The 25,726-nt window shown below is 70.6% G+C and carries 23 protein-coding genes; 5 read left to right on the top strand and 18 right to left on the bottom strand.

The annotated features are described in order from the left end of the window. Positions 1 to 94: 94 nt before the first annotated feature. Both hisS and ABZZ04_RS28560 read right to left on the bottom strand, forming a co-directional pair. Positions 95 to 1,360 carry a histidine--tRNA ligase gene (gene hisS / locus ABZZ04_RS28565; protein WP_356935087.1) on the bottom strand — a complete coding sequence of 422 codons (1,266 nt, stop codon included), beginning with the start codon at positions 1,358 to 1,360 and terminating at the stop codon, positions 95 to 97. A 14-nt stretch (positions 1,361 to 1,374) separates the two neighbouring features. Then, the gene (locus ABZZ04_RS28560) at positions 1,375 to 2,061 is read right to left on the bottom strand and encodes an MBL fold metallo-hydrolase (RefSeq protein WP_148833369.1); all 687 of its coding nucleotides are present in this window, start codon (positions 2,059 to 2,061) and stop codon (positions 1,375 to 1,377) included. Positions 2,062 to 2,211: 150 nt separating this feature from the next. Here ABZZ04_RS28560 and ABZZ04_RS28555 point away from each other — a divergent pair, with 150 nt between their 5' ends. The 3 genes from ABZZ04_RS28555 to ABZZ04_RS28545 all read left to right on the top strand — a co-directional run bounded on the left by ABZZ04_RS28555 (position 2,212) and on the right by ABZZ04_RS28545 (position 5,246). Continuing rightward, positions 2,212 to 3,000, top strand: a complete 789-nt coding sequence (locus ABZZ04_RS28555; protein ID WP_356935086.1) for a peptidylprolyl isomerase — start codon at positions 2,212 to 2,214, stop codon at positions 2,998 to 3,000. Between the two features lie 199 nt (positions 3,001 to 3,199). Then, entirely contained in the window at positions 3,200 to 4,429 is a 1,230-nt protein-coding gene (locus ABZZ04_RS28550) for a DUF349 domain-containing protein (RefSeq protein ID WP_356935085.1), read from the top strand. Between the two features lie 211 nt (positions 4,430 to 4,640). Further along, positions 4,641 to 5,246: an ALF repeat-containing protein gene (locus tag ABZZ04_RS28545; protein WP_356935084.1), complete on the top strand. Its 606-nt coding sequence runs from the start codon at positions 4,641 to 4,643 to the stop codon at positions 5,244 to 5,246. A gap of 16 nt (positions 5,247 to 5,262) precedes the next feature. Here ABZZ04_RS28545 and ABZZ04_RS28540 read toward each other — a convergent pair whose 3' ends face one another. From ABZZ04_RS28540 to pgsA, 16 genes are all read right to left on the bottom strand, one after another. Continuing rightward, the gene (locus ABZZ04_RS28540; RefSeq protein ID WP_356935083.1) at positions 5,263 to 7,830 is read right to left on the bottom strand and encodes a bifunctional (p)ppGpp synthetase/guanosine-3',5'-bis(diphosphate) 3'-pyrophosphohydrolase; all 2,568 of its coding nucleotides are present in this window, start codon (positions 7,828 to 7,830) and stop codon (positions 5,263 to 5,265) included. Positions 7,831 to 8,110: 280 nt separating this feature from the next. Then, positions 8,111 to 8,476, bottom strand: a complete 366-nt coding sequence (locus tag ABZZ04_RS28535) for a hypothetical protein (RefSeq protein WP_356935082.1) — start codon at positions 8,474 to 8,476, stop codon at positions 8,111 to 8,113. Between the two features lie 216 nt (positions 8,477 to 8,692). Then, the gene (locus ABZZ04_RS28530; protein ID WP_356935081.1) at positions 8,693 to 9,244 is read right to left on the bottom strand and encodes an adenine phosphoribosyltransferase; all 552 of its coding nucleotides are present in this window, start codon (positions 9,242 to 9,244) and stop codon (positions 8,693 to 8,695) included. Between the two features lies 1 nt (position 9,245). Next, a complete protein-coding gene (gene secF / locus ABZZ04_RS28525) occupies positions 9,246 to 10,343 on the bottom strand; it encodes a protein translocase subunit SecF (RefSeq protein WP_356935080.1) in 1,098 nt (365 codons plus the stop codon). 1 nt (position 10,344) lies between these two features. After that, positions 10,345 to 12,123: a protein translocase subunit SecD gene (secD, locus tag ABZZ04_RS28520; protein ID WP_356935079.1), complete on the bottom strand. Its 1,779-nt coding sequence runs from the start codon at positions 12,121 to 12,123 to the stop codon at positions 10,345 to 10,347. Positions 12,124 to 12,270: 147 nt separating this feature from the next. Continuing rightward, positions 12,271 to 12,729 (bottom strand): preprotein translocase subunit YajC, encoded by a 459-nt coding sequence (gene yajC, locus ABZZ04_RS28515; RefSeq protein WP_356935078.1) that lies wholly within the window; start codon positions 12,727 to 12,729, stop codon positions 12,271 to 12,273. A 166-nt stretch (positions 12,730 to 12,895) separates the two neighbouring features. Beyond that, positions 12,896 to 13,969 carry a Holliday junction branch migration DNA helicase RuvB gene (ruvB, locus tag ABZZ04_RS28510; RefSeq protein WP_356935077.1) on the bottom strand — a complete coding sequence of 358 codons (1,074 nt, stop codon included), beginning with the start codon at positions 13,967 to 13,969 and terminating at the stop codon, positions 12,896 to 12,898. Between the two features lie 83 nt (positions 13,970 to 14,052). Then, positions 14,053 to 14,679: a Holliday junction branch migration protein RuvA gene (gene ruvA, locus ABZZ04_RS28505; protein ID WP_356935076.1), complete on the bottom strand. Its 627-nt coding sequence runs from the start codon at positions 14,677 to 14,679 to the stop codon at positions 14,053 to 14,055. Then, positions 14,676 to 15,236 carry a crossover junction endodeoxyribonuclease RuvC gene (ruvC, locus tag ABZZ04_RS28500; RefSeq protein WP_356935075.1) on the bottom strand — a complete coding sequence of 187 codons (561 nt, stop codon included), beginning with the start codon at positions 15,234 to 15,236 and terminating at the stop codon, positions 14,676 to 14,678. Before ruvC ends, ruvA begins: the two co-directional genes overlap by 4 nt. A gap of 129 nt (positions 15,237 to 15,365) precedes the next feature. Next, positions 15,366 to 16,118, bottom strand: coding sequence for a YebC/PmpR family DNA-binding transcriptional regulator (locus ABZZ04_RS28495; protein ID WP_356935074.1), 753 nt, complete (start codon positions 16,116 to 16,118; stop codon positions 15,366 to 15,368). Between the two features lie 60 nt (positions 16,119 to 16,178). Further along, positions 16,179 to 16,772 carry a pyridoxal 5'-phosphate synthase glutaminase subunit PdxT gene (gene pdxT / locus ABZZ04_RS28490; RefSeq protein WP_356935073.1) on the bottom strand — a complete coding sequence of 198 codons (594 nt, stop codon included), beginning with the start codon at positions 16,770 to 16,772 and terminating at the stop codon, positions 16,179 to 16,181. Positions 16,773 to 16,778: 6 nt separating this feature from the next. Continuing rightward, positions 16,779 to 17,699, bottom strand: a complete 921-nt coding sequence (pdxS, locus tag ABZZ04_RS28485; protein ID WP_356328062.1) for a pyridoxal 5'-phosphate synthase lyase subunit PdxS — start codon at positions 17,697 to 17,699, stop codon at positions 16,779 to 16,781. Positions 17,700 to 17,870: 171 nt separating this feature from the next. After that, positions 17,871 to 18,368, bottom strand: coding sequence for a hypothetical protein (locus ABZZ04_RS28480; protein WP_148835561.1), 498 nt, complete (start codon positions 18,366 to 18,368; stop codon positions 17,871 to 17,873). Between the two features lie 253 nt (positions 18,369 to 18,621). Next, positions 18,622 to 19,782 carry a glycosyltransferase family 4 protein gene (locus ABZZ04_RS28475; protein ID WP_356935072.1) on the bottom strand — a complete coding sequence of 387 codons (1,161 nt, stop codon included), beginning with the start codon at positions 19,780 to 19,782 and terminating at the stop codon, positions 18,622 to 18,624. Then, on the bottom strand, positions 19,779 to 20,714 hold the full coding sequence (locus ABZZ04_RS28470; RefSeq protein WP_356935071.1) for a phosphatidylinositol mannoside acyltransferase: 936 nt from the start codon (positions 20,712 to 20,714) through the stop codon (positions 19,779 to 19,781). The genes ABZZ04_RS28475 and ABZZ04_RS28470 overlap by 4 nt, the downstream gene beginning before the upstream one ends. Next, positions 20,711 to 21,382, bottom strand: coding sequence for a phosphatidylinositol phosphate synthase (gene pgsA, locus ABZZ04_RS28465; protein WP_356935070.1), 672 nt, complete (start codon positions 21,380 to 21,382; stop codon positions 20,711 to 20,713). Before pgsA ends, ABZZ04_RS28470 begins: the two co-directional genes overlap by 4 nt. Positions 21,383 to 21,633: 251 nt before the next feature. Here pgsA and ABZZ04_RS28460 point away from each other — a divergent pair, with 251 nt between their 5' ends. Further along, entirely contained in the window at positions 21,634 to 23,859 is a 2,226-nt protein-coding gene (locus ABZZ04_RS28460) for an elongation factor G-like protein EF-G2 (protein ID WP_356935069.1), read from the top strand. A 146-nt stretch (positions 23,860 to 24,005) separates the two neighbouring features. Continuing rightward, a complete protein-coding gene (locus ABZZ04_RS28455) occupies positions 24,006 to 25,676 on the top strand; it encodes a hypothetical protein (RefSeq protein ID WP_356935068.1) in 1,671 nt (556 codons plus the stop codon). The last annotated feature ends 50 nt before the right edge of the window (positions 25,677 to 25,726 follow it).

Here is a 25,726-nt window from a genome sequence, read left to right as displayed (position 1 = left end):
GCCCCCGGCGCTCTACCCGACCGGGACCCCCCTTCACACCGGGGCGGGGGCGTACCGCCCCCCCCCCGGCCGGTCATGATGTTCGCGCCGGGTGCTACCGGGCCAGGCGCCCGCGGATCGTCCCGGCGATCTCCGGCAGGGGCACCGCCGTCTGCTCGCCGGACTCCATGTCCTTGAGCTGGACGACGCCCTCGGCCAGATCGCGCTCGCCCGCGACGATCGTGAACCGCGCGCCCGACCGGTTCGCGCTCTTCATCGCGCCCTTGAGGCCGCGGTTCCCGTACGCGAAGTCCGCCGCCACACCATCGCGGCGCAGCTGCGTGACGACGCCGAAGAGCACCCGGCGGGCCTCCTCGCCGAGCGGTACGGCGAACACGCTGGTGGTCGCGGGCAGTTCGAGCTCGACGCCCTCCGCCTCCAGCGCGAGCACCGTGCGGTCCACGCCGAGCGCCCAGCCGACCGACGGGAGCGCCGGGCCGCCGATCATCTCGGACAGCCCGTCGTAACGGCCGCCGCCGCCCACCGCGGACTGCGAGCCGAGTCCGTCGTGCACGAACTCGAAGGTGGTGCGGGTGTAGTAGTCGAGGCCGCGGACCAGCTTCTCGTCGTCCTCGTAGGCCACGCCCGCCGCGGAGAGCAGGTCGCGCACCTGCTCGTGGTACGCCTTGCAGGCGTCGCAGAGGTAGTCGCGCAGCACCGGGGCGCCGACCAGCTGCTTCTGCACCTCGGACCGCTTGTCGTCGAGGACCCGGAGCGGGTTGATCTCGATGCGGCGGCGGGTCTCCTCGTCCAGGTCGAGCTCGCGCAGGAAGCCCTGGAGCGCGTCCCGGTAGACGGGGCGGCACTCCTTGTCGCCCAGCGAGTTGAGCAGGATGCGGAAGTTCCGCAGGCCGAGCGTGCGGTACGCCTGGTCGGCCAGGATGATCAGCTCGGCGTCCAGCGCCGGGTCCTCGGCGCCGATCGCCTCGGCACCGACCTGCGAGAAGTGCCGGTAGCGGCCCTTCTGCGGGCGCTCGTAGCGGTAGTACGAGCCGGAGTACCAGAGCTTCACCGGCAGGTTGCCGAGCTTGTGGAGGTTGGCCTCCAGCGCGGCGCGCAGCACGGAGGCGGTGCCCTCGGGGCGCAGCGCGAGCTGGGAGCCGCCCTTGGTGGTGAGGGTGTACATCTCCTTGGTCACGATGTCGGTGGACTCGCCGACACCACGGGAGAAGAGGGCGACGTCCTCGAAGCCGGGCGTCTCGATGTAGCCGTAGCCGGAGTTCTTCAGGGGGGCGGCGAGCGCCTCGCGCACCGCGAGGTACTTGGCGGAATCGGGCGGGGTCAGGTCGTACGTGCCCTTGGGGGCCTTGAAGGTGCTCACGATTTTTCTCTCGTCTACATTCCTCGTCGGGGCGCGTCCATCCCGTTCAGGAACGGGTTGGAGACGCGCTCGCGGCCGATGGTCGTCTGGGGGCCATGGCCGGACAGCACCACGGTCGAGTCGTCGAGCGGCAGGCACACGCGGGCCAGCGACTCGAGCAGCTCGGCGTGGTCGCCGCCGGGCAGGTCGGTGCGTCCGACGGAGCCGGCGAAGAGCAGGTCGCCCGAGAAGAGGATCTGCGGAACATCCGCGACCTCGGGCATCCTGAACGTCACCGACCCCTTGGTATGGCCGGGCGCATGCGAGACACCGAATTCCAGACCGGCCAGCTTCAGGAGCGCGCCGTCGCTCAGTTCCTGGACGTCGTCCGGCTCCCCCACCGTCAGCTCGCCCATGAGCGGCATCCCGATGGAACGGCCGATGGCCTTCTCCGGGTCGCTCATCATGTAGCGGTCCGCCGGGTGGATCCAGGCGGGGACGTCGTGCGCGCCGCACACCGGGACGACCGACGCGACGTGGTCGATGTGGCCGTGGGTCAGTACGACGGCGACGGGCTTCAGCCGATGCTTCTTCAGCGCTTCCTCGACCCCGGCCGCGGCCTGGTGGCCCGGATCGATGATCACGCATTCCTCACCGGCGGCCGGGGCGACCAGGTAACAGTTGGTCCCCCAGGCCCCTGCGGGGAACCCGGCAATGAGCACGATCGTCCTTAATGGTCGTCCGACAACGGATGGCGACCGAGAGGGTCGCGGCAGTACCAGAGCCTACCGGCGCTCCTCATTACACAGCCAACCCATATACGGTACGGGCAGCCCAGGCCCCATACGGACGACCTACAAGGAGAACACCCGGTGGTCAGCAGCGATCAGCGGCGGCGGCAGCTCGCCAGGGAGAAGTTCGAGCGGCAGCAGCAGCGCCGGGAGGAGGCCCGCCGCAGGACCCGGCGGCTGTCGGTCATCATCGCCTCCTCGGTGGCCGTGGTGGCGGTCATCGCGGGGGGTACCTACCTCGCCATGGGCGACGACGACAAGAAGGACAAGTCCGACGCGTCCGCGAGCTCGAGCCCGTCGGCCTCCGCGTCGCCGAGCGAGAGCAGTGCGCCCGAGCCTGCGATGAAGGTCGACAAGAAGGCCGAGTACACGATGTCGCTCAAGACGAGCCAGGGCGACCTCGCGTTCACCATGAAGGCGGGGAAGACCCCGCACACCACGAACTCCTTCAAGGCTCTGGCCGACAAGGGCTTCTTCGACGGCACGAAGTGCCACCGGCTGACCACGCAGGGCATCTTCGTCCTGCAGTGCGGTGACCCCAAGGGCGACGGCACCGGCGGCCCCGGCTACACGATCCCGGACGAGAACCTGACCGCGCTGGGCAAGGCGGGCGCGGACGGCACGGTGACCTACCCGGCGGGCACGGTGGCGATGGCGAACACCGGCCAGCCGCACACCGGCGGCAGCCAGTTCTTCCTGGTGTACAAGGACAGCAAGCTGCCGCCCACCTACACCCCGTTCGGCACGATGGACGACGCCTCGCTGAAGGCCGTCAAGGACATCGGTGCGGCGGGCGTGGCGGGCGGTGCCGCCGACGGTGCGCCGAAGAAGGCCGTGGACATCTCGAAGGCCGCCGTCGACAAGTCGTGATCCGGTCGGGGCGGCCGGACCGGGCCGGTCGGTGACGACGAGCGCGGGGCGGATTTTTTTCGGCCGCGCTGAGTGCGGACAGCCGGGCGGCCGGTCGCCTAGATTGGCGTTGTGCAGGGCGGGCGCTGCCCGCCCCAGGAAACTGTGGACGATGCCAGGGGGGCGAACCCCCTCGCGGGCATCAGGTGGAGGAGGCGCTGTGAGCAGCGACCCGTGGGGCCGTGTCGATGAGACCGGCACCGTGTACGTGCGGACAGCCGACGGCGAGCAGGTCGTCGGATCGTGGCAGGCGGGTTCCCCCGAGGAGGCTCTGGCCTACTTCGAGCGCAAGTACGAGGGCATTGTGGTCGAGATCGGCCTCCTCGAACGGCGGGTGAAGACCACCGACCTGTCGGCCAAGGACGCCACGACCGCCATCGAGCACCTGCGCACGCAGGTGGACGAGCACCATGCCGTCGGCGACCTCGACGCGCTGCGCAAGCGGCTCGACGCGCTCGTCGCGGCGGTCGACTCGCGGCGCGAGGAGCGCAAGGTCCAGAAGGCCAAGCAGACCGACGAGGCGAAGCGTGCCAAGGAGGAGCTGGTCGCCGAGGCCGAGGAGCTGGCGCAGAGCGAGCAGTGGCGCTCCGCGGGCGAGCGGCTCCGGGCGCTCGTCGACACGTGGAAGGGCCTGCCGAGGCTCGACCGCAAGTCCGACGACGAGCTGTGGCACCGCTTCTCGCATGCCCGCTCGGCGTTCTCCAAGCGCCGCAAGGCCCACTTCGCATCGCTGGACGCCCAGCGCGAGGAGGCCCGCAAGGCCAAGGAGAAGCTGGTCGCCGAGGCCGAGTCGCTCTCCGGCTCCACGGACTGGGGAGCCACGGCCGCCCGTTACCGCGATCTCATGACGCAGTGGAAGGCGGCGGGCCGCGCCCAGCGCGAGGCCGAGGACGACCTGTGGAACCGTTTCCGCGGCGCCCAGGACGTCTTCTTCGCCGCCCGCGGCGAGGTCTTCGCCGAGCGGGACGCGGAGCAGGGCGAGAACCTCAAGCTCAAGGAGGAGCTCGCGGTCGAGGCCGAGCGGCTGGTGCCGGTGCAGGACCTGAAGGCGGCCAGGGCCGCGTTCCGGGCCATCAACGAGCGCTGGGAGGCCATCGGCCACGTGCCGCGCGACGCCCGCCCGAAGGTCGAGGGGCGGATGCACGCGGTGGAGCGGGCGCTCCAGGAGGCCGAGGAGTCGGAGTGGCGGCGGACGAACCCGGAGGCGCGTGCGCGTGCCGCGGGTCTGACCGGTCAGCTGCAGGCCGCCGTGGACAAGCTGCGTGCGCAGATCGACACGGCCCGCGCCTCGGGCAACAACGCCCGTGCCGACAAGCTGGCCAAGGAGCTGGAGGGCCGGCAGGCACTGCTCGACCAGGCGCTGAAGGGCCTGGAGGAGTTCGGCGGCTGACGCCCCGGCACACTCCCGAGGGGCCTTCCCGCGTTCGCGCGGGAAGGCCCTTTTCCATGTCCGGACGGCGTGGACGGCAACGATGAGGCCATGACAACTGCCGGAACCCGGCAGTGAATCGAGGCGGGTCGAGAAGGGATGATCTTCGCACCGGCACGCTTCCCGCGCCGGACCCGACGCGTTCACCCACGCACATGAGGCAGGTTCACCGATGAGACCCACCAGTGTCGCCCTGACCGCCGCAGCCGCCGTACTCGCCCCGGTCCTCCTCCTGTCCGGTCCGGCCTTCGCCGCCGGACCGGCGTCCCCGTCCTCCGCCGTCACCGCGGTGCAGGCGGGCGGCGGTTCGGACATCCCGGTGGACGAGATGTCCGACGAAGAGCTGAGGATCGCGATCCTGCGCATCCTGGCGGACGAGGACAGCGGCAAGCGGGTCGTGCGGGAGGCCAACGAGGCCCTGGACAACGGCACGACGGAAGCCATGCGGGCCTTCCTGAAGACCGGTTACCCGCTGGCCCAGGCCGAGGACGACCAGGTCGCCCTCTTCCGCATCCTCGGCGATCCGGACTCCGGGAAGCGGGTCGTCAAGGAGGTCAACGCGCTCCTCGAAACCGGCACCGCGCCGGAGATCCGCCAGTGGCTGGAGACCGGCTACCGCCTCGCCCAGGCCGAGGACGACCAGGTCGCCCTCTTCCGCATCCTCGCCCGCCCGGACATCAGCGACGCGATGCGCGCGGCGGTCATCGAGGTCATCGACGGTACTCCCGAGGAGATGCGGTACTTCCTGGAGTACGGCCAGTACGAGGTCGACGCGTAGACCGCCCGGCCCGCCGCTACGGCCGGCGGGCCGAGGTCACCCGGTAGACGTCGTAGACGCCCTCCACTCCGCGTACCGCCTTCAGTACGTGGCCGAGGTGCTTTGGGTCGCCCATCTCGAAGGTGAAGCGCGAGGTGGCCACCCGGTCCCGGGAAGTCTGCACGGCCGCCGACAGGATGTTGACGTGCTGGTCGGACAGGACGCGGGTGACGTCGGACAGCAGCCGCGACCGGTCCAGCGCCTCGACCTGGATGGCGACCAGGAAGACCGAGGACTGGGTCGGCGCCCACTCGACGTCCAGGATCCGCTCCGGCTGCTGCGACAGCGAGTCGACGTTGACGCAGTCGGCGCGGTGCACGGAGACCCCGCTGCCCCGGGTGACGAAGCCGATGATCGGGTCGCCGGGGACGGGGGTGCAGCAGCGGGCCAGCTTCACCCAGACGTCCTCGACGCCCTTGACGACCACGCCCGGGTCGGCGTTGGAACGGCGCTTGGCGCGGCCGCGGGAGGGCGGCGCGCTCTCGGCGATGTCCTCGTTGGCGGCGTCCTCGCCGCCGAGCGCCTGGACCAGCTTCTGCACGACCCCGGCGGCCGCGACGTGGCCCTCGCCGATCGCCGCGTACAGGGACGAGATGTCGGGGTAGCGCATCTCGTGGGCGAGGGTGACCAGGGAGTCGCCCGTCAGGATGCGCTGGATCGGCAGGTTCTGCTTGCGCATGGCCCGCGCGATGGCGTCCTTGCCCTGCTCGATCGCCTCGTCTCGGCGCTCCTTGGAGAACCAGGCCCGGATCTTGTTGCGGGCGCGGGGCGACTTGACGAAGCCCAGCCAGTCCCGGGAGGGCCCGGCGCCGGAGGCCTTGGAGGTGAAGACCTCCACCAGGTCGCCGTTGTCCAGGGTCGATTCGAGCGGTACGAGCCGTCCGTTGACCCGGGCCCCTATGGTCCGGTGGCCGACCTCCGTGTGCACGGCGTACGCGAAGTCGACCGGCGTCGCGCCCGCGGGGAGCGCTATGACGTCTCCCTTGGGCGTGAAGACGAAGACCTCGTTGCGGGAGAGGTCGAAGCGCAGCGACTCCAGGAACTCGCTGGGGTCCTCGGTCTCCTTCTGCCAGTCCAGGAGCTGGCGCAGCCATGCCATGTCGTTGACGGTGTCCTGGCTGCGGCCGGTGTTCTTGGGGACGTCGGTGCGCACCTTGGAGGCACCGGCGACGGCCTCCTGCTTGTACTTCCAGTGCGCGGCGATGCCGTACTCGGCGCGGCGATGCATGTCGAAGGTGCGGATCTGGAGCTCGACGGGCTTGCCGCTGGGACCGATCACCGTGGTGTGCAGCGACTGGTACATGTTGAACTTGGGCATCGCGATGTAGTCCTTGAACCGGCCGGGCACCGGGTTCCATCGCGCGTGGACGGTGCCGAGCGCCGCGTAGCAGTCGCGGACGGTGTCGACGAGGACACGGATGCCCACCAGGTCGTAGATCTCGGCGAAGTCCCGGCCCCGCACGATCATCTTCTGGTAGACGCTGTAGTAGTGCTTCGGCCGTCCCGTGACGGTGGCCTTGATCCGGGCGGCCCGCAGGTCGGCCTGGACCTCGTCGGTCACTATGGCGAGGTACTCGTCGCGCTTGGGGGCCCGCTCGGCGACGAGCCGGACGATCTCGTCGTACATCTTGGGGTAGAGGATCGCGAAGGCGAGGTCCTCCAGCTCCCACTTGATGGTGTTCATGCCCAGCCGGTGCGCCAGCGGGGCGTAGATCTCCAGGGTCTCGCGGGCCTTCTTCTCCTGCTTCTCCCGCTTGAGATAGCGCATGGTGCGCATGTTGTGCAGGCGGTCGGCGAGCTTGATGACCAGGACCCGGGGGTCCTTGGCCATCGCGACGACCATCTTGCGCACGGTCTCGGCCTGGGCGGCCTCGCCGAACTTGACCTTGTCCAGCTTGGTGACGCCGTCGACCAGCAGGGCGACCTGGTCGCCGAAGTCGCGGCGCAGGGTGTCCAGGCCGTACTCGGTGTCCTCGACCGTGTCGTGCAGCAGTCCGGCCATCAGCGTCGCCGGGTCCATGCCCAGCTCGGCGAGGATGGTGGTGACGGCGAGCGGGTGCGTGATGTACGGGTCGCCGCTCTTGCGCTTCTGACCGCGGTGCCAGCGCTCGGCGACCTGGTAGGCGCGCTCGATCTGGCGCAGCGTGGCGGTCTCGATCTTGGGGTCGTTGCCGCGGACGATGCGCAGCAGCGGTTCGAGCACCGGGTTGTACGGGCTGGAACGCTGCACGCCGAGCCGGGCGAGCCTGGCCCGTACCCGGTTGGACGAGCCGCCGGAGCGGGTCGTGGGCGCGCTCGGCGCGACCGGTTTGGCCGCGGGCTTCGCCGGGGGCTTCGGGGCGGAAGCGGCCGGGGGTGCCGGCGCGACCGGCTGCGCGGGGGACGCGGCCCCGGACGCCGACGAGCCCGTCCGGTCCGGGCCCGCTCCGGGCTCGGGAGCCGGGGGCTTCGGCTTGTCCGCGGGCTGCTTCTTCCCGGGCGTGACGGGGGCCGCCGCGGGCTTGTCGGGCTGCGGGGCGGCGACTGGCTGGGCCTCGTCTGGCAAGAGCGCTCCTCGTGCGGATCCGGATACCCGGAAAGGCCATCGTATCGACCCGGTGGCCGGTCCTCCCCCGGGGACCGTGAGACCCACCACAACACGGAACGGCCCCCAGGTTGTTCCCGGGGGCCGTCCCGCGCCGTGAAGCATTGCCGACATGCCGACGGCACGCCACCGAAACGGCAATCAGTCATGCACCGCCATGGCCCGCCTCGAGCAGATTTTGACCTCAGTGCAGTCGAATCACGCACAGGCCACGGAAAGCAGAGTTCACGCCTTGCAACCGCTAGGCAGTACCCGAAGTCGTAGCACAGAACTTCGGGCTGCCCGAATAGCCGTTACGCAGACACACGGTGAGGGTGACTTTTTTGCCTTCCGGGATATTGAAGCTTGACCCCGTAGACTTGCACGTCCCCTTGCCTCCCGCCGCATCAAGGCGAATGCTTCCACCGGACCAAGATGCTTGAACAGTGGCGCGATAACCATCCGAGTCATCGTCACACACGTTGATCCACTCCTGCTCCGCCCCCGGACCGTCATGGTCAAAACTGACGTGTCCTCCCGGATTGTCATCAGTGGTGACCGCGTAAGTATTGGTGCCGGCGTAGGCCGCAGTGGAAACCACCGCCAAACCAACCGCCCCCATCAGCACACCGACAGACTTCGCGATTCTCCGAGTAGTCACTCTCGTCACCGCTCCCCTTTTGTGTGGAAAATACACAACGGCCAGATCGTCTCATCCTTCACTCAAAAAGTGAAGAAAGCGGCAGGAATTAATTCACCACAGAGGACAACCGAAAAGAGGAATGTCCATTAATGCGAAGGGGTGGGTTTGCAGGGAAACCTGCAAACCCACCCCTTGGCAGACTCAAACTACGATCAATGAGGTCAACGGGGCGACGCCCAGACTTGCTTCCAAGCGAGCACGACCCGCCAGGAAGCCGAGTTCCATGAGGACCGCGACACCCGCTACCTCGGCGCCGGCCCGGCGGATCAGCTCCAGCGAGGCCTCGGCGGTGCCGCCGGTCGCGAGGATGTCGTCGATGACCATGATGCGGTCGTCGGCGGACAGGTCCTCCGCGTGGATCTCGACCTCGGCGGTGCCGTACTCCAGCTCGTACGCCTGGCTGAGCGTGGCTCCGGGCAGCTTGCCCGCCTTGCGGACGGGGACGAAGCCGAGCCCGGCCCGGACCGCGACCGGGGCGGCCAGGATGAAGCCGCGGGCCTCCAGACCGACGACCTTCGTGGCGCCGTGCCGCACGCACAGCTCCGCGAGGGTGTCGGTGAGCGCCGTGAACGCCGTCGGATCCGCGAGCAGCGGGGTGATGTCCTTGAACATCACGCCCGGCTTCGGGTAGTCCGGCACGTCGCGGATCCGGCTGAGCAGGAGCTCGCGGGTGCTTTCGGTGGTGCTGGTCATCTCAACGCTTTCCCGGGGTCCGGCCGTGGCCCCTGGGGGGCTGCTGGCGCTGGCCGACGACCGCGGCGGCGGGGGCGGCGTCCTGGACGGAGTCCTCCGACGGGTCGCCCTCGGCGGACTCGCCCTTGGCGGCGGCCGCCGCGCGCTTGGCGAGGATCCGCTTCTTCAGGGCCTTCATCTGCGGGTCGCGTTCCTTGAGGTCGGCGACGAGCGGCGTGGCGATGAAGATCGAGGAGTACGCACCGGCGGCGAGGCCGACGAAGAGCGACAGCGAGATGTCGTTCAGCATGCCGGCGCCGAGTACGCCGCCACCGATGAAGAGCAGGCCGGCGACCGGCAGCAGCGCCACGACGGTGGTGTTGATGGAACGCACCAGCGTGCCGTTGATGGAACGGTTGGCGATCTCGCTGTAAGTCCAGCGGGTCTGCTTGGTGATGTCGACCGTGCTCTCCTTGAGGCTGTCGAAGACCACGACGGTGTCGTACAGGGAGTAACCGAGGATCGTCAGCAGACCGATCACGGTGCCCGGGGTGACCTCGAAGCCGACCAGTGCGTAGATGCCGACCGTGATGGTGATGTCGTGGATCAGCGCGACCAGGGCCGCGACGGCCATGCGCCACTCGAAGGCGATGGCCAGGTAGATCACCACGAGGACCATGAAGATGCCGAGGCCGGTCCAGGCCTTGTTGGCGATCTGCTCACCCCAGCTGGGGCCGACCAGGTCGGCGGCGATCTTCTCCGCGGGGACGTCGAGGTCCTTGGAGAGCTGTTCCTTGATCTGGTCCGACTTGGCGGTGTCGACCTCGGTGATCTGGATGCGCAGGCCGCCGTTGCCGAGCTTCTGGACGATCGCCTGGTGGCCGGAGGCCTCCGTCGCCAGGTCCTCCGCCTCGGAGACCGTGGCGCTGGTCTTCGGGGTGGTGAAGACCGCGCCGCCCTTGAACTCGATGCCCATGTTGAGACCGCTGACCACCAGGCCGACGATGGCCGTGATGGTGATCAGGATCGAGACGCCGTACCAGATCTTGCGCTTGCCGATGAAGTCGTAACCGACCTCGCCGCGGTAGAGACGGGCGCCGATGGTGCCGAGTCGCGACATCTCACGCCTCCTTCGGGTCAGTGGGGGCGGTGACACGGCGCGAGCGGCGCAGCGGCGGCTTGGCGCCGAGCCGCTTCGGGTCCAGGCCGGACCACGGGTGGCCGCTGGAGAAGAACTTCGTGCGGGCCATCAGCGTCATGAGGGGCTTGGTGAAGAAGAACACCACGACCACGTCGAGCAGGGTGGTGAGACCCAGTGTGAAGGCGAAGCCCTGGACCTTGCCGACGGTGACGACGAAGAGCACCGCCGCGGCGAGGAACGAGACGAAGTCGGAGACCAGGATCGTGCGGCGGGCGCGCGGCCAGGCCCGTTCGACGGCCGGGCGGAGCGTGCGGCCCTCGCGGATCTCGTCCCGGATCCGTTCGAAGTACACGATGAAGGAGTCGGCGGTGATACCGATGGCGACGATGGCGCCACAGACCGCCGGGAGGTTCAGCGCGAAGCCGATGGCCGGGCCGAGCAGCGACATCAGCGTGTAGGTCAGAATGCCGGAGGTCAGCAGGCTCAGCAGGGCGATGAACGAGAGGCCGCGGTAGTAGATCACCAGGTAGATGACCACCAGGGCGAGCCCGATGGCGCCGGCGATCAGACCGGCCCGCAGCTGCTCGCCGCCGAGCGCGGCGGTGACGGTGGTGACGCTCTGCTCGCTGAACGAGAGCGGGAGCGCACCGTAGGAGAGCACGTTGGCCAGGTCCTCGGCGGACTGCTGGGTGAAGCTGCCGGAGATCTCCGCGCTGCCGCTGAGCGTCGTGCGGACGGAGGGAGCCGAGACGACTTCGCCGTCGAGCGCGATGGCGAACTGGTTCTGCGGCTGCTGCAGCTGGGAGAGCTTGCTGGTGATCTTCTGGAACTGCTTGGAGCCCTTGCCGGTGAACTCCATCTGGACGATCCACATGCCGCGCTGCTGGTCGAAGTTGGCCTTGGCGCTGTCGACCTCGGTGCCGGACACCTCGGACGGGCCGAGGATGTACTTCTCCGCACCGTCGGAGCTGCACGCGACCGTGCTGTCGGTGGGCTTGACGCCCCGCGCGGCCTTGGAGCGGAGTTCCTTGCTGGAGCAGTCGAGCTCCGCGAACTGCTTCTGCAGCTTGGTCGCGGCGGCCTGCTCGGCGGCGGAGGGGGCGGACGCGGAGGTCGACGGCGAGGTGTCGGCCTTCGGCTTGTCGCTCGCGCCCGGGCTCGGCGTGGAGTCGGCCTTGAGGGCTCCGGTGACCGCGCGGCCCTGGGTGGTGGCGGTCGCGCTCGGGGTCGTCGAGGACTTGCCCTTGTCCTTGTCCGTCGCGGTGGCACCTTCCGACGCCGAGGCGCTCGGGCTGGTGGACGAAGAGGGCTTGCCGGACGACGAGGCGCTGGGCTCCGGGGTGGGCATGCCCTGGGCGACGGTCAGCACCGGCCGGAAGTAGAGCTTGGCGGTGGTACCGACCTGCTCACGGGCCTGGGCGGAGTTCGTGCCCTTGGGGATGTTGACGATGATGTTGCTTTTGCCCTGGGTCTGGACCTCGGCCTCGGAGACACCGAGACCATTGACACGGCGCTCCATGATCTGGACCGCCGTGTCCATGTTGGTCTTGTTGATCGCCGATTCCTGGCCCGGCTCGCTCTTCGCCTCCAGCGTGATGGACGTGCCACCCGCCAGGTCGATGCCGAGTCGCGGAGTCGGCTGATCAACCAGGAACATCCCGCCGACGAGCGCGACCATGGCGATCAGGATCAGAGCCAGGGAACGCCCCGGCTTGCCCTGACCGCCGGACGCTCCCCGGCTCTTCTTCGGTGCTGCCACCTTCTCGTTTCTCCCTGTCCAACCGCCCCGCGCCGGGTACGCGCCCGAGCGGCCACGAAGTGTAGTGGGGACCCGCCCCCGCAGAAGATCGCACGGTCCGGGGAGTGCCGGGCGCCGGTGGGCCCACGACACTCCCCGGGTCGTGAACTACTTCGAGTCGGCCTCGCCGTCGGCCTTGCCCTCGGACTTCTTGTCGGACTTGGTGTCCGTCGGCTCGGCGTCATCGGCCCCGGCCTTCTTCTCCAGGTCGATCGCGGCGTCGTCCGAGGCGTCCTCGGTCAGCGAGGAGGCGTCGTCCGGGACGATCGCGCCGTCGAGGGCGTCGTCGCCGTGGACGATGCGGTTGTACTCCTCGTCGTCGAGGACGGCACCGACGGCGTTCTTGGCGTAGACGGCGTGCACGCCGGGCGCGACCTCGAGGAGGACGGTGTCGTCGTGAACCTCCTTGACGGTGGCGTACATCCCCCCGATCGTCCGGATGCCGGTGCCGGGCTGCATCTCGTTGCGCATCTGGACTGCGGCCGCCTGCTTCTTCTTGGCGGACCGCGTCATCAGGAACATGGCCCCGATGAGCACGATGAAGGGGAGGAGAGTCACGGGATTCACGGGACGAGTTTCCTTCGCACGACCGCGCTGGAGGGCGGCCTGTATCTACGGGGGTGGGCACACCGACCTGCTAAGGGCGGCATCGGCGGAGTCTAAGCGAGTCCGCATCGATGGAACAACGCCCGACGCCGTGCTGTGGTTCCTGCTTCGGCCAAGCTGTGACACTTCACGCCCCGAACAGGCCCTGTTGTCCCTTTCCGCCGTGCTGCGGGGGCACGAGGCCGAGGTGTGCCCAGGCCGCGGGCGTCGCGATCCGTCCGCGCGGGGTCCTGGCCAGCAGCCCCTCCCGAACCAGGAAGGGCTCCGCGACCTCCTCGACCGTTTCGCGCTCCTCCCCCACCGCGACCGCGAGGGTGGACAGCCCGACGGGGCCGCCGCCGAAGAGCTTGAGCAGGGCCTCGAGTACCGCCCGGTCCAGCCGGTCCAGGCCCCGGGCGTCGACCTCGTACACCCCGAGGGCCGCTGCGGCGACCGGGCGGTCGATCCGTCCGTCGGCCTTGACCTGGGCGTAGTCGCGGACGCGGCGCAACAGCCGGTTGGCGATGCGGGGCGTGCCACGGGAACGGCCGGCGATCTCGGCAGCGCCGTCCGCGTCCGTCTCCACGTCGAGCAGGCGGGCGGAGCGGTGGATGACGCGTTCCAGTTCGGCGGGGGTGTAGAACTCCATGTGACCGGTGAAGCCGAAGCGGTCGCGCAGCGGCGGCGGCAGCAGTCCGGCCCTGGTGGTCGCGCCGACCAGGGTGAAGGGCGGCAGTTCCAGCGGGATGGCGGTGGCGCCGGGGCCCTTGCCGACGATGACGTCGACCCGGAAGTCCTCCATCGCCATGTAGAGCATCTCCTCGGCGGGGCGCGACATCCGGTGGATCTCGTCGAGGAAGAGGACCTCGCCCTCCTGGAGGGAGGAGAGGATCGCGGCGAGGTCTCCGGCGTGCTGGATGGCGGGGCCGGAGGTGATCCGGATCGGTGCGCCCATCTCGGCCGCGATGATCATGGAGAGGGTGGTCTTGCCGAGGCCGGGGGCGCCGGAGAGCAGGACGTGGTCGGCGGTGGCGCCGCGGGCCCTGGCCGCCTTGAGGACCAGGTCGAGCTGTTCGCGCACCTTCTCCTGGCCGACGAATTCGTCGAGGTCCTTCGGCCGCAGGGCCGCTTCGACCGCGGTGTCCTCGCCGTCCGCGTCGGCCCGGACGAGGCGCTCGTCGAGCCGCTCGTCGGTGTCGGGTCCGGTCTCGTCCCAGTTCATGTGGTCTGTCCCGCCTCGGGTGGTTCGGTGCCGTGCGGTGCCCGGCCCGGCGTCGGGGGTGTCCCCGGGGTGTTGTGCTCCGGTCAGCGCGCGCGGTTGAGGGTCTGCAGCGCGGCGCGCAGCAGCTGCGGCACGGGGGGCCGGCCGCCCTCGGCGAGGGCGGCCTCGGCCTGCGGGGTGACGGCGGCGACCGCCTCGTCGGCCTCGCGGGTGGCGTAGCCGAGGCCGATCAGGGCGGCCTGGAGCTGGTCGCTCCAGGAGGAGGTGACGGCGGTGCCGATGCCCTGCCGGCCGCTGTGGGACCCGACGGGCTCGCCGAGCCTGTCCTTCAGTTCGAGGAGGAGCTTCTGCGCACCCTTCTTGCCGATGCCGGAGACGGCGGTGAGCGCCTTCTCGTCGCCGGTGGCGACCGCGGTGCGCAGGGCGTCGGGGCTGTGGGTGGCGAGCATGGCCTGGGCCAGCCGGGGGCCCACCCCGCTGGCGGTCTGGAGCAGTTCGAAGACCTGCCGCTCGTCGTCGTCGGCGAAGCCGTAGAGAGTGAGCGAGTCCTCCCGCACGACGAGGGAGGTGGCGAGCCTGGCCTCCGTGCCGACCCGGAGGCCGGCGAGGGTGTTCGGCGTGCACTGGACGGCCATGCCGATGCCGCCGACCTCGATCACGGCCGTGGTCGGGGCGAGTGCGGCCACGGGGCCGCTGACGAAGGCGATCATCGGGGGACCTTCCGGACGGGGACCGCGGGGGTACGGGGGGCGCGCCGGGCGGCGGCCGCGTGGGCCTGCTGGAGGCGGTTGACGGCGGGGGCGCGCCAGATGTGGCAGATGGCGAGGGCGAGGGCGTCGGCCGCGTCGGCGGGTTTCGGCGGGGCGTCGAGCCGCAGCAGCCGGGTGACCATCGCGCCGACCTGTGCCTTGTCGGCGCGGCCGCTGCCGGTCACGGCCGCCTTGACCTCGCTGGGGGTGTGCAGGGCGACCGGTATGCCGCGCCGGGACGCGCAGAGCATGGCGACGGCGCTGGCCTGGGCGGTGCCCATCACCGTACGCACGTTGTGCTGGCTGAAGACCCGCTCCACGGCGACGAACTCCGGCCGGTGCTCGTCGAGCCATTCCTCGATGCCGCGCTCGATGGCGACCAGCCGGTGGCCGAGTTCCGCGTCGGCGGGGGTGCGCACCACTCCGACGCCGAGCATCGTCAGGGGTCGGCCCGCGACGCCCTCGACGACGCCGACACCGCACCGGGTCAGCCCCGGGTCGACGCCGAGTACCCGCATGGGGCGCCCCCTTCCGTGCCGATCGTTCAACTGTTCCCGCAGGCTATCCGCTCGCACTGACAATGCGACGGGCCGACGGGGTGTGTTCCCCGTCGGCCCGTCCGTGGAGGCCGTGCCGCTGAGCCGGGCTCAGGCCTCGACCTTCTCCATGACCTCGTCCGAGACGTCGAAGTTGGCGAAGACGTTCTGCACGTCGTCGCTGTCCTCCAGCGCGTCGATCAGCTTGAAGATCTTGCGCGCGCCCTCCTCGTCCAGCTCGACCTGCATGGTGGGCAGGAAGTTGGCGTCGGCGGAGTCGTAGTCGATCCCGGCGTCCTGGAGCGCGGTGCGGACCGCGACCAGGTCGGTGGCCTCGCTGACGACCTCGTAGCTCTCGCCGAGGTCGTTGACCTCCTCGGCACCCGCGTCGAGCACGGCGCCCAGGACGTCGTCCTCGGTCAGCCCGCCCTTGGGGACGATTACGACGCCCTTGCGGTTGAAGAGGTACGACACCGAGCCCGGGTCGGCCATCGAGCCGCCGTTGCGGGTCATCGCGACGCGCACGTCGGACGCGGCACGGTTGCGGTTGTCGGTGAGGCACTCGATGAGCACCGCGACGCCGTTCGGGCCGTAGCCCTCGTACATGATCGTCTGGTAGTCGACGCCGCCCGCCTCGAGACCGGCGCCGCGCTTGACCGCGGAGTCGATGTTCTTGTTCGGGACGGAGCTCTTCTTCGCCTTCTGGATCGCGTCCACAAGGGTCGGGTTCCCATCGGGGTCCGCGCCGCCGGTACGGGCGGCGACCTCGATGTTCTTGATCAGCTTCGCGAAGAGTTTGCCGCGCTTGGCGTCAATCACGGCCTTCTTGTGCTTCGTCGTAGCCCATTTAGAGTGGCCGGACACTGCCTTCTCCTTCGCGTCACCAAAAACGATTCGAACCCGGGAGATCCTACCGGGATCGAGTCAGCCGACTGCGCGCACCATGTCCACGAACAACGCGTGAACACGGTGGTCCCCGGTCAATTCCGGATGGAATGACGTGGCCAGGGCGTTTCCCTGACGTACGGCGACGATGTGGCCGTCGTGCTCCGCCACCACCTCGGCGCGCGCGCCGACCGACTCCACCCAGGGGGCGCGGATGAAGACGCCCTCCACCGGGCCGCCCTCGACGCCGGCGACCTCGACGGCGGCCTCGAAGGACTCGTTCTGCCGCCCGAAGGCGTTGCGGCGCACGATCATGTCGATCCCGCCGATCGTCTCCTGGCCCGCGCGCGGGTCGAGGATCTTGTCGGCGAGCAGGATCATTCCGGCGCAGGTCCCGTAGACGGGCATGCCGTCCCGCACCCGTTCACGCAGGGGGTCCAGCATGCCGAACAGGGAGGCCAGCTTGGACATCGTGGTGGACTCGCCGCCGGGCAGGACCAGGCCGTCGACCTCGGCGAGTTCCTCGGGCCGCCGGACCGGCCTGGCCAGGGCGTCCGCCGAGGCCAGGGCGATCAGGTGCTCCCGTACGTCGCCCTGGAGTGCCAGGACTCCGATCACAGGGGTTTCGCTCATCGCTGCTTACCAGCCGCGGTTGGCGTAGCGCTCGGTCTCGGGCAGGGTGTCGCAGTTGATGCCGACCATGGCCTCGCCCAGGTTCCGGGAGGCGTCCGCGATGATCTTCGGGTCGTCGTAGAAGGTGGTGGCCTTCACGATCGCGGCGGCGCGCTTGGCCGGGTCGCCGGACTTGAAGATGCCGGAGCCGACGAAGACGCCCTCGGCGCCGAGCTGGCGCATGAGCGCGGCGTCGGCCGGGGTGGCGACACCACCGGCGGAGAACAGCACCACGGGCAGCTTGCCGAGCTCGGCGACCTCCTTGACCAGCTCGTACGGGGCGCGGAGCTCCTTGGCCGCGGCGTACAGCTCGTTGTTGTCGTAGCCGCGCAGCCGGGCGATCTCGTTCTTGATCTGACGCAGGTGGCGGACCGCCTCGACGACGTTCCCGGTGCCGGCCTCGCCCTTCGAGCGGATCATGGCCGCGCCCTCGGCGATGCGGCGCAGGGCCTCGCCCAGGTTGGTGGCGCCGCAGACGAACGGCGTGGTGAAGGCGAACTTGTCGCTGTGGTTGACCTCGTCGGCCGGGGTGAGGACCTCGGACTCGTCGATGTAGTCGACCCCCAGGGACTGCAGGACCTGGGCCTCGACGAAGTGGCCGATGCGCGACTTGGCCATCACCGGGATGGAGACGGCCTCGATGATCTCCTCGATCATGTTCGGGTCGGACATCCGGGCCACGCCGCCGTCCTTGCGGATGTCGGCCGGAACCCGCTCCAGGGCCATGACGGCCACGGCGCCCGCGTCCTCGGCGATCTTGGCCTGCTCGGCGTTGACGACGTCCATGATCACGCCGCCCTTGAGCTGCTCGGCCATGCCGCGCTTGACGCGCGCGGTTCCGGTGGCCGGGGAGTCCGTGGACTGCGGGGTGGAGGGAAGCGTGGACATGGATCGACCTCACTCGGAGAAAAAGTTGCCGAAAAGCGCTGGTTGGCGCAGAGCTGAGCAAACTCTCCGGGAACAGTCCACGACAAGGGCCAATAGGAGGCCGGTGGATCGTTTTGCACGCGTACGGGCCGGGATGTGGCCCCGGTCACGCGCGGAAAGGCCGGTTCCGGCTCAGCCGACGGGGCGGTCCGCGAGGGCCACCGGCGGTTCGTCGTCCATCTCGAAGGCGAGCGGGAACGGGGCGTGGCCGGCCAGCCGGAACCACCGCACCTTGCGGTGGCGGCGCAGCGCGCGCGCCGCGCGCACCGCGTCGTTGTGGAACCGCCGGGCCATCGGCACACGGCGCACGGCGGCGGCCAGTTCGAGTGCGGCCTCCTCGCCGCCGGGGATCTCCTTCACCGCCTCCACCTGCGCCGCCTCGCCGAAGACCGCGCGCAGCGCGGTGCTCAGCTCGCTCTCGGCGACCTCGCGGTTCTCCTCCTCCGCCTGGCGGGCGGCGTGCGCGGCCTCGTACAGCACGATGGACGCGGCCGGGTCGAGGACACCGGACGTGGCCAGTTCCTGGGTGACCGATGCCCGGCGCAGGAGCTGCGCGTCGAGGGCGGCGCGGGCGGCATCGATACGGGTGTGCAGCCGGTCCAGCCGTCCGGCGGTCCAGCTGAGGTACATGCCGATCGCGACGACCGCGACGGCGATCCAGATGAGGGTTTCGATCACGGGCGGCAAGGCTACCGCCGGTGCGCACACGGCGTGACGCCCACCGGCCGCCGCGGACGGCACCTGCCTCCGGGGAACCGCCGCCCCGGGCCCGGGCAGGCCCCGAAACCCCGTCCGGACGGCGCGGCACGGAGGCCCGGAGGCACACCGCTCGGGCCCGGCACGATCCGGACGACAGCACGGCGGCGGGCCGGTCCGGAAGTGCCTAGTCCCGGGCCAGGCCGAGCCGGGCGCGCAGTCCCGGGCGTTCGTCGGCCGCCACCGAGGCCGCGCCGTCCGTCACCGTCTCGTACACCGCGAGGATGTCCGCCCCGACCGTCGACCAGTCGAACCGCCGCACGTGGGCGGTTCCCCGCTCGCGCAGTTCCGTGCGGCGGTCCGGGTCGCCGAGCAGCCGGATCGCGGCTCCGGCCAGCGCGTCCGCGTCCTCGTTGGCGAAGAGCTCGCCCGCCGCGCCCTGGTCCAGGACCTGCGCGAACGCGTCCAGGTCGCTGGCGAGGACCGGGGCGCCGGCCGACATGGCCTCGACCAGGATGATCCCGAAGCTCTCGCCGCCCGTGTTGGGGGCGACGTACACGTCGACGCTGCGCAGCAGCCGGGCCTTGTCCTCGTCGCTCACCATGCCCAGGAACTCGACGCGCTCGCGCATCTTCGCGGGCAGCGAGGCGACGGCCTCCTCCTCGTCGCCGCGGCCCGCCACCAGGAGCCTGGCGTCCGGGCGCGCCTCGAGGATCGCGGGCAGGGCCCGCATCAGGACGGGCAGGCCCTTGCGGGGCTCGTCGATGCGTCCGATGAAGCCGATCGTTCCCCCCTGCCACTCGGTCCGGGGCTCGGCCGCGGCGAAGAAGTCGACGTCGACGCCGTTCGGGATGACGACCGCGTCGCCGCCCAGGTGCTCGACCAGGGTGCGGCGCGCGTACTCGCTCACCGCGATCCGCGCGCTGATCTTCTCCAGGGCCGGCTGCAGGATCGGGTACGCCGCGATCATGGCCCGGGAGCGCGGGTTGGAGGTGTGGAACGTGGCGACGATCGGCCCCTGCGCGGCCCAGCAGGCGAGCAGCCCGAGCGACGGCGAGGTCGGTTCGTGGATGTGGATCACGTCGAAGGTGCCGTCGTGCAGCCAGCGACGGACCCGGGCTGCGGAGAGGAAACCGAAGTTCAGCCGGGCCACGGAGCCGTTGTACGGGACGGGCACGGCCCGGCCGGCCGACACCACGTACGGCGGCAGCGGGGTCTCGTCGTCCGCGGGCGCCAGCACCGACACCTGGTGCCCCAGCCGGATCAGATGCTCGGCCAGGTCGCGGATGTGGAACTGCACGCCCCCGGGCACGTCCCAGGAGTACGGGCAGACGATGCCGATCTTCACGGCCGGTCCTCCCGGGGCTCCAGGTCGGCGAGCCAGAGCCGTTGCAGCATGTGCCAGTCCTCCGGGTGCTCGGCGATCCCGGCGGCGAAGGCGTCGGCCAGCGCCTGGGTCATCGCGGACGTCCGCTCCGTGCGGTCGCCCGTGGCGGGCACCTCGACCGGCGGGTGGATGCGCGCCTTCATCACGGGTGTGTCGTCGTAGCCGAGCGTCACCGGCAGCAGCAGCGCTCCGGTCTGCTGGGCGAGCAGCGCCGGGCCCGCGGGCATGCGCGCGGTGTCGCCGAAGAAGGACACCTCGACCCCGGAGGCCGACAGGTCGCGGTCGGCCACCAGGCAGACCAGTCCGCCCGAGCGCAGCCGCCGGGCCAGGGTGCCGAAGGCGGCGCCGCCGCTGTGCGGCAGGACCTCCATGCCGAGTCCCTCGCGGTAGGCGACGAACCGGTCGTACAGGGTCTCCGGTTTCAGCCGCTCGGCGACCGTGGTGAAGGGCACCTTGAGATCGGTGGTGACCCAGGCGCCCGCCAGGTCCCAGTTCGCCAGGTGCGGCAGGGCGAGAACGACGCCGCGGCCGGCGTCCAGTCCGTCGGTCAGCCGGTGCGCGTCGGCCACCTCTATGGACGCCTTGATCCGCTCCGGGCTCCAGGTGGGCAGCCGGAACGACTCCATCCAGTAGCGCATGTACGAGCGCATACCGGCCCTGGAGAGCTCGGCCAGCCGGGCCGGTGACGCCCCGGGCACGACCCGGGCCAGGTTCGACTCCAGTCGCAGCACGCTCTTGCCCCGCCGCTTCCACGCCTGGTCGGCGATGGTCCGGAAGAGGGACCGGGCGACCGGCTCGGGAAGCTTCTTGACGGCGGCCCAGCCGAGTCCGTACAGCCCGTCCGTCAGCCGGTCGCGCGGACCGGTCCGGCCGCTCCCCGGTGCGTCGCTCACTGGGCGGCCCCGCTGCCCCGCGCGGCGGCCGCCTCGGCGGCGTCGGCCTCGGCGGACTCGCGGCGCACGGTGACGACCCGCTGCACGAGCGTCACCAGGCTGCCCACGGCGACGATCCACAGCGCGATCGGCAGCAGCACCTGGATGCCGGGGACCCCGAACTCGTGCAGCCCGGCGAGCCCGGCCGCGACCAGCGAGACCACCAGTCGCTCGGCGCGCTCCACGAGCCCGTTGACGGCGACCGGCAGCCCGATCGACTCGCCGCGCGCCTTCGTGTACGAGACCACCTGGCCGCTGGCCAGGCAGAAGATCGCGACCGCGCAGAGCACGTTGTCGTCGCCCCGGCCCGCGTACCAGAGCGCGAAACCGCCGAAGATCGCCCCGTCGGCGACCCGGTCCAGCGTCGAGTCCAGGAACGCGCCCCAGCGGCTGGAGATGCCGGCCTGGCGGGCCATGTTCCCGTCGACGAGGTCGGAGAAGACGAAGACCGTGATGACGATCGTGCCCCAGAAGAACTCCCCCATCGGGAAGAAGACCAGCGCACCCGCCACCACTCCGGCCGTACCGATCAGCGTGACCGCGTCAGGGCTCACGCCGAGACGGAGGAGCAGTGCGGCGAACGGTGTGAGGACACGCGTAAAAAATGCACGCGCGTACTTGTTCAGCATGGCCTTCCCGAGGGTCGGTGGGCCGAGCGGCCCCATCGGCCACCGGCTGGCCCATCGTAGTCACGCCCGCCCGGCTCCACCGTCCGGGCACCGGGGCGGGGGCGTTGTATGGACGCATCCCGGCCCGAGTGGAAAGCTCGAATTACCGCGGGTGTCGTCGTGGCCGCCGCGGCGGCTCCCCGTGCCCGTGACTTCTCTCCCCCACCCCGCGCCGGCCCCTGCGTCCGGCGCCACCATCCGGGAGGCACATCATGGGTGACAGGACACACGCGCACACCGGGGCCGCCGGCGGGGCGACGACGGCCGGCCGGCCCTCGTCCGTACGGAACGTGGTGCTCGTCGGCCACAGCGGTTCCGGGAAGACCACGCTCGTCGAGGCCCTGGCGCAGACCGCGGGGGCGGTCAACCGGGCCGGCCGGGTCGAGGACGGCACCACCCTCTCCGACTACGACGGGATCGAACACCGGCAGCAGCGTTCCGTGCAGCTCTCCCTGGTCCCCGTGGAGTGGGCCGGGTGCCGGATCAACCTGCTGGACACGCCCGGCTACGCCGATTTCGTCGGGGAGCTCAGGGCCGGTCTGCGGGCGGCGGACGCGGCCCTGTTCGTCGTCTCCGCGGCCCAGGAGGCGGACGCGGTGGCCGGTGCCACCCGTGCCGTGTGGGAGGAGTGCGCGGCCGTCGGCATGCCGCGCGCGATCGTCGTCACGCACCTCGACACGGCGCGCACCCCGTTCGACGAGATGGTCCGGGTCTGCGGCGAGGTCCTCGGCGGTGACGACCCCGACGCCGTGCTCCCGCTCCACCTGCCCGTGCACGGCCCCGAGGGCCCCGACGGGCACGCACCACTCACCGGACTGACCTGCCTGCTCACCCGGCAGGTCCTCGACTACTCCTCGGGCGAGCGGCGGGAGAAGCCGCCCGACGACACCCGGCGGGAACCGCTCCGGGCGGCCCGCGACCGGCTCATCGAGGGGATCATCGCCGAGAGCGAGGACGAGACCCTGATGGACCGCTACCTGGGCGGGGCCGAGATCGATGCCGCGAGCCTCGTCGAGGACCTGGAGCGCGCCGTCGCCCGGGGCACCTTCCATCCCGTCCTCGCCGCCGCCCCCGCGGCCGAGGGCGCCCGGCAGGGCGTCGGCACCGTCGAGATCCTGGACCTGGTCACCGGTGGCTTCCCGACCCCGTCGGAGCGCCCGATCCCCGGCGTCACCCCGCTGCACGGGGCGTCGCGCCCGGTTCTGTCCTGCGATCCGGACGGGCCGCTGGTGGCCGAGGTGGTCAAGACGTCCTCCGACCCGTACGTCGGCCGGGTCTCGCTCGTGCGCGTCTTCTCCGGCACCCTGCGCCCCGACGAGACCGTCCACGTGTTCGGCCACGGCCTCACCGACCCCGCCCGCGAGGCCCGCCCCTTCCACGAGGCGGAGGTGCGCGTCGGCGCGCTCTCCACCCCCTTCGGCAAACAGCAGCGTCCGCTGACCGCGTGCGCCGCCGGGGACCTGGCCTGCGTCGCCAAGCTGGGCACCGCCGAGACCGGGGACACCCTCTCCGACCCGGACCTGCCCCTGCTGCTGGATCCCTGGACCACTCCCGACCCGCTGCTGCCGCTCGCCATCGAGGCGCACAGCAAGGCGGACGAGGACAAGCTCTCCCAGGGGCTCGCCCGGCTGGTCGCCGAGGACCCGACCATGCGCCTCGAACAGAACCAGGACACCCACCAGGTGGTGCTGTGGTGCCTGGGCGAGGCCCACCAGGACGTGGCGCTGGACCGGCTGCGCAACCGCTACGGCGTCCAGGTGGACGCCGTGCCGCACGAGGTGGCGCTCCGCGAGACCTTCGCCGCACCGTCGACCGGGCGCGGCCGGCACGTGAAGCAGTCCGGCGGCCACGGCCAGTACGCCATCTGCGAGATCGACGTGGAACCGCTGCCCGCCGGGTCGGGCGTCGAGTTCGTCGACAAGGTGGTCGGCGGATCGGTGCCCCGGCAGTTCATCTCCTCCGTGGAGAAGGGAGTGCGCGCCCAGGCGGCCCGCGGGGTCGTGGCCGGGCATCCGCTCGTCGACGTGCGCGTCACGCTGCGGGACGGCAAGTCCCATTCGGTGGACTCCTCCGACGCCGCGTTCCAGACCGCGGGCGCGCTGGCCCTGCGCGAGGCCGCCGCGGACACCCGCATCCGGTTCCTGGAACCGGTCGACGAGGTGCGGGTGGTGATCCCCGACGACTACGTCGGGCCGGTGATGAGCGATCTGTCCGGGCGCCGCGGCAGGGTGATCGGCACCGAGCAGTCCGGCTCCGGACGCACCCTCGTACGGGCCGAGGTGCCGGAGCTGGAGATCGACCGGTACGCCGTCGACCTGCGGTCCCTCTCCCATGGCGCCGGTCGCTTCGACCGGGCGTACGCCCGGCACGAAGCGATGCCCCCGCAGCTCGCGGAACGCCTCGGGGAACGGCGGGAGAACCGTCCGGACGACGCCTGAGCAGGACTGTCGGCCGTCTTTGTCCACAGGCGCCAGCGGCGTACCGATCCGGACGATACGCTTTGGTCCCAGCTCAGAAGGTGTGCCGGACACGGCAGTTGGGAAACAGCCGCAGGAGCGGTTCTTGGCGGCGAGTGGGGGCGACAGTGGCCAACGACGGATTCGATTTCTCTCCTGGAGCGCAGATCCCGCTCCAGGGCTCGGGCGGTCAGGCGGTGGCGACGAATGCCCTCGCCTCCGCCGCGTACCGCGACAGCCCGGTGGAGAAGATCCTTGAAGCCAACAGCGAGTGGCACAAGTCCGAAGTGAAAGCGGGCCGTTCCAAGTTCATCAAGGCCGACTATTTCAAGCCGAATCTCGGTGAGGCGTTCTCCCGCGCCGTCCAGGAACGGATGCTGGGCGGCGCCCGCAAGGCCCTCATCCAGTCCTTCGGGACCGATCCTCAGACCGTCGTCGAGCACTGCCTGTCCGCGTCCCGCCTGCGCAGGTCCCGGGATGCCAAACTGACCGCCGTCACCGCCCTGTTCGGCTTCCTCTTCCTGCCCGGCATGCTCATGTGGATCATCGCGTTCCGGCTGCGCGACTGGCTGAGCGGCACCAAGGACAAGGCCCTCTCCGCCCTGGGCAACGCCCTGCTCCCGATCATCGGCATCGTGGCTCTGTTCTTCCTGGTCAAGCTGCCGCTCACCGGGTTCGCGGCGATCTACGTACGGGCGGTGATCGTCGCCCCCGTCATCGGCTGGTACATCGCCAAGCGGATCGCCGAGTCCTCCGCCAAGGACATGCGGGCCCGTTGGGAGGGGCTCCTGTCCGGCGGCGGCGTCACCGCCAGGATCCCCGAGGCCGCGCCGAAGAACCCCAACGAGACCTCCCGCGAGGCGCTGCGCCAGGGGCTGGAGAAGCTCTCCGCCGAGCAGCAGTCCAACTCGGTCTTCTACGCGGGCCCCAAGGGGATCCTCGGCATGGGTACCCGCTGGGGCAGCTGGCAGCTCGCCGAGGAGCTCGTCCCCAAGGAGCCCAGCAAGGAGTTCCACCAGTTCCGCAGCTGGGACGTGATCCGGGCCATCCACGACCAGCTCAAGCTGCTGGAGCGCGGCCCGTTGAACACCGGAGGGTTCCCCACCCCGTCGGTCACCCACTGGATCGTGTCCCCCGTCGGGGAGAACGCCGGATCGGTCTCCCGGCCCGAGGGCGAGGACGTCGCCACCTTCCAGGTCAAGCCGCACGAGATACAGCGGATCTGCAACCACCAGCAGTTCGGCGGCGGCGACCGGCACTACCTGGGCGTCCAGTTCACCCTCTGGGACGGCCAGTTGGTCATCACCATGATGATCACGGTCACGGTCCTCTACGAGACCCTGCGCATCGAGGTCACCGGGCATGCGCTCGGCCCGGTCCACTCCCTGTTCACCAGCAAGCCCTCGGCCAAGACCAAGACGGTCAACAAGACCGTGCGGTTCTGGGAGACCCGCGACATCACCCTCGCCCTGGTCGAGCCCGAGGAGGTCGTCCGCCTCGCCCTGCGCGCGCCCTTCACCTGGTACCCGCCGATCCTGGACTACCTGGGCGGCAAGATCGCCCTGCCCGAGCCGTTCGGTCTGCGGCACGCCTGGGCGGAGAAGCCGTGGCGGCACCGCTTCATGGCGGACGACGCGATGCGTGCCGCGACCCCCGTGCTGCGCGCCGTGCACAGCGCCGCCCTGCGCGTCCTGGAGGAGAACGGCGTCGACACCGAGCGCTTCGACAGCCGCTCGATGGCGCTGAGCGGTCAGGTGCAGGACCCGTCCCCGCGCAAGGCCGACCTGTACGACGCGTAGGGGCCGTCCCCTGCGGATGCGGCGAAGGCCGCCCCGGCCGGGAGGCGGGG

The sequence above is a fragment of the Streptomyces sp. NPDC006435 genome (assembly GCF_040612315.1).
Classification (GTDB): Bacteria; Actinomycetota; Actinomycetes; order Streptomycetales; family Streptomycetaceae; genus Streptomyces.
Note: the sequence above shows the minus strand (reverse complement) of the source record. Positions and strands in the feature narration are given on the sequence as shown.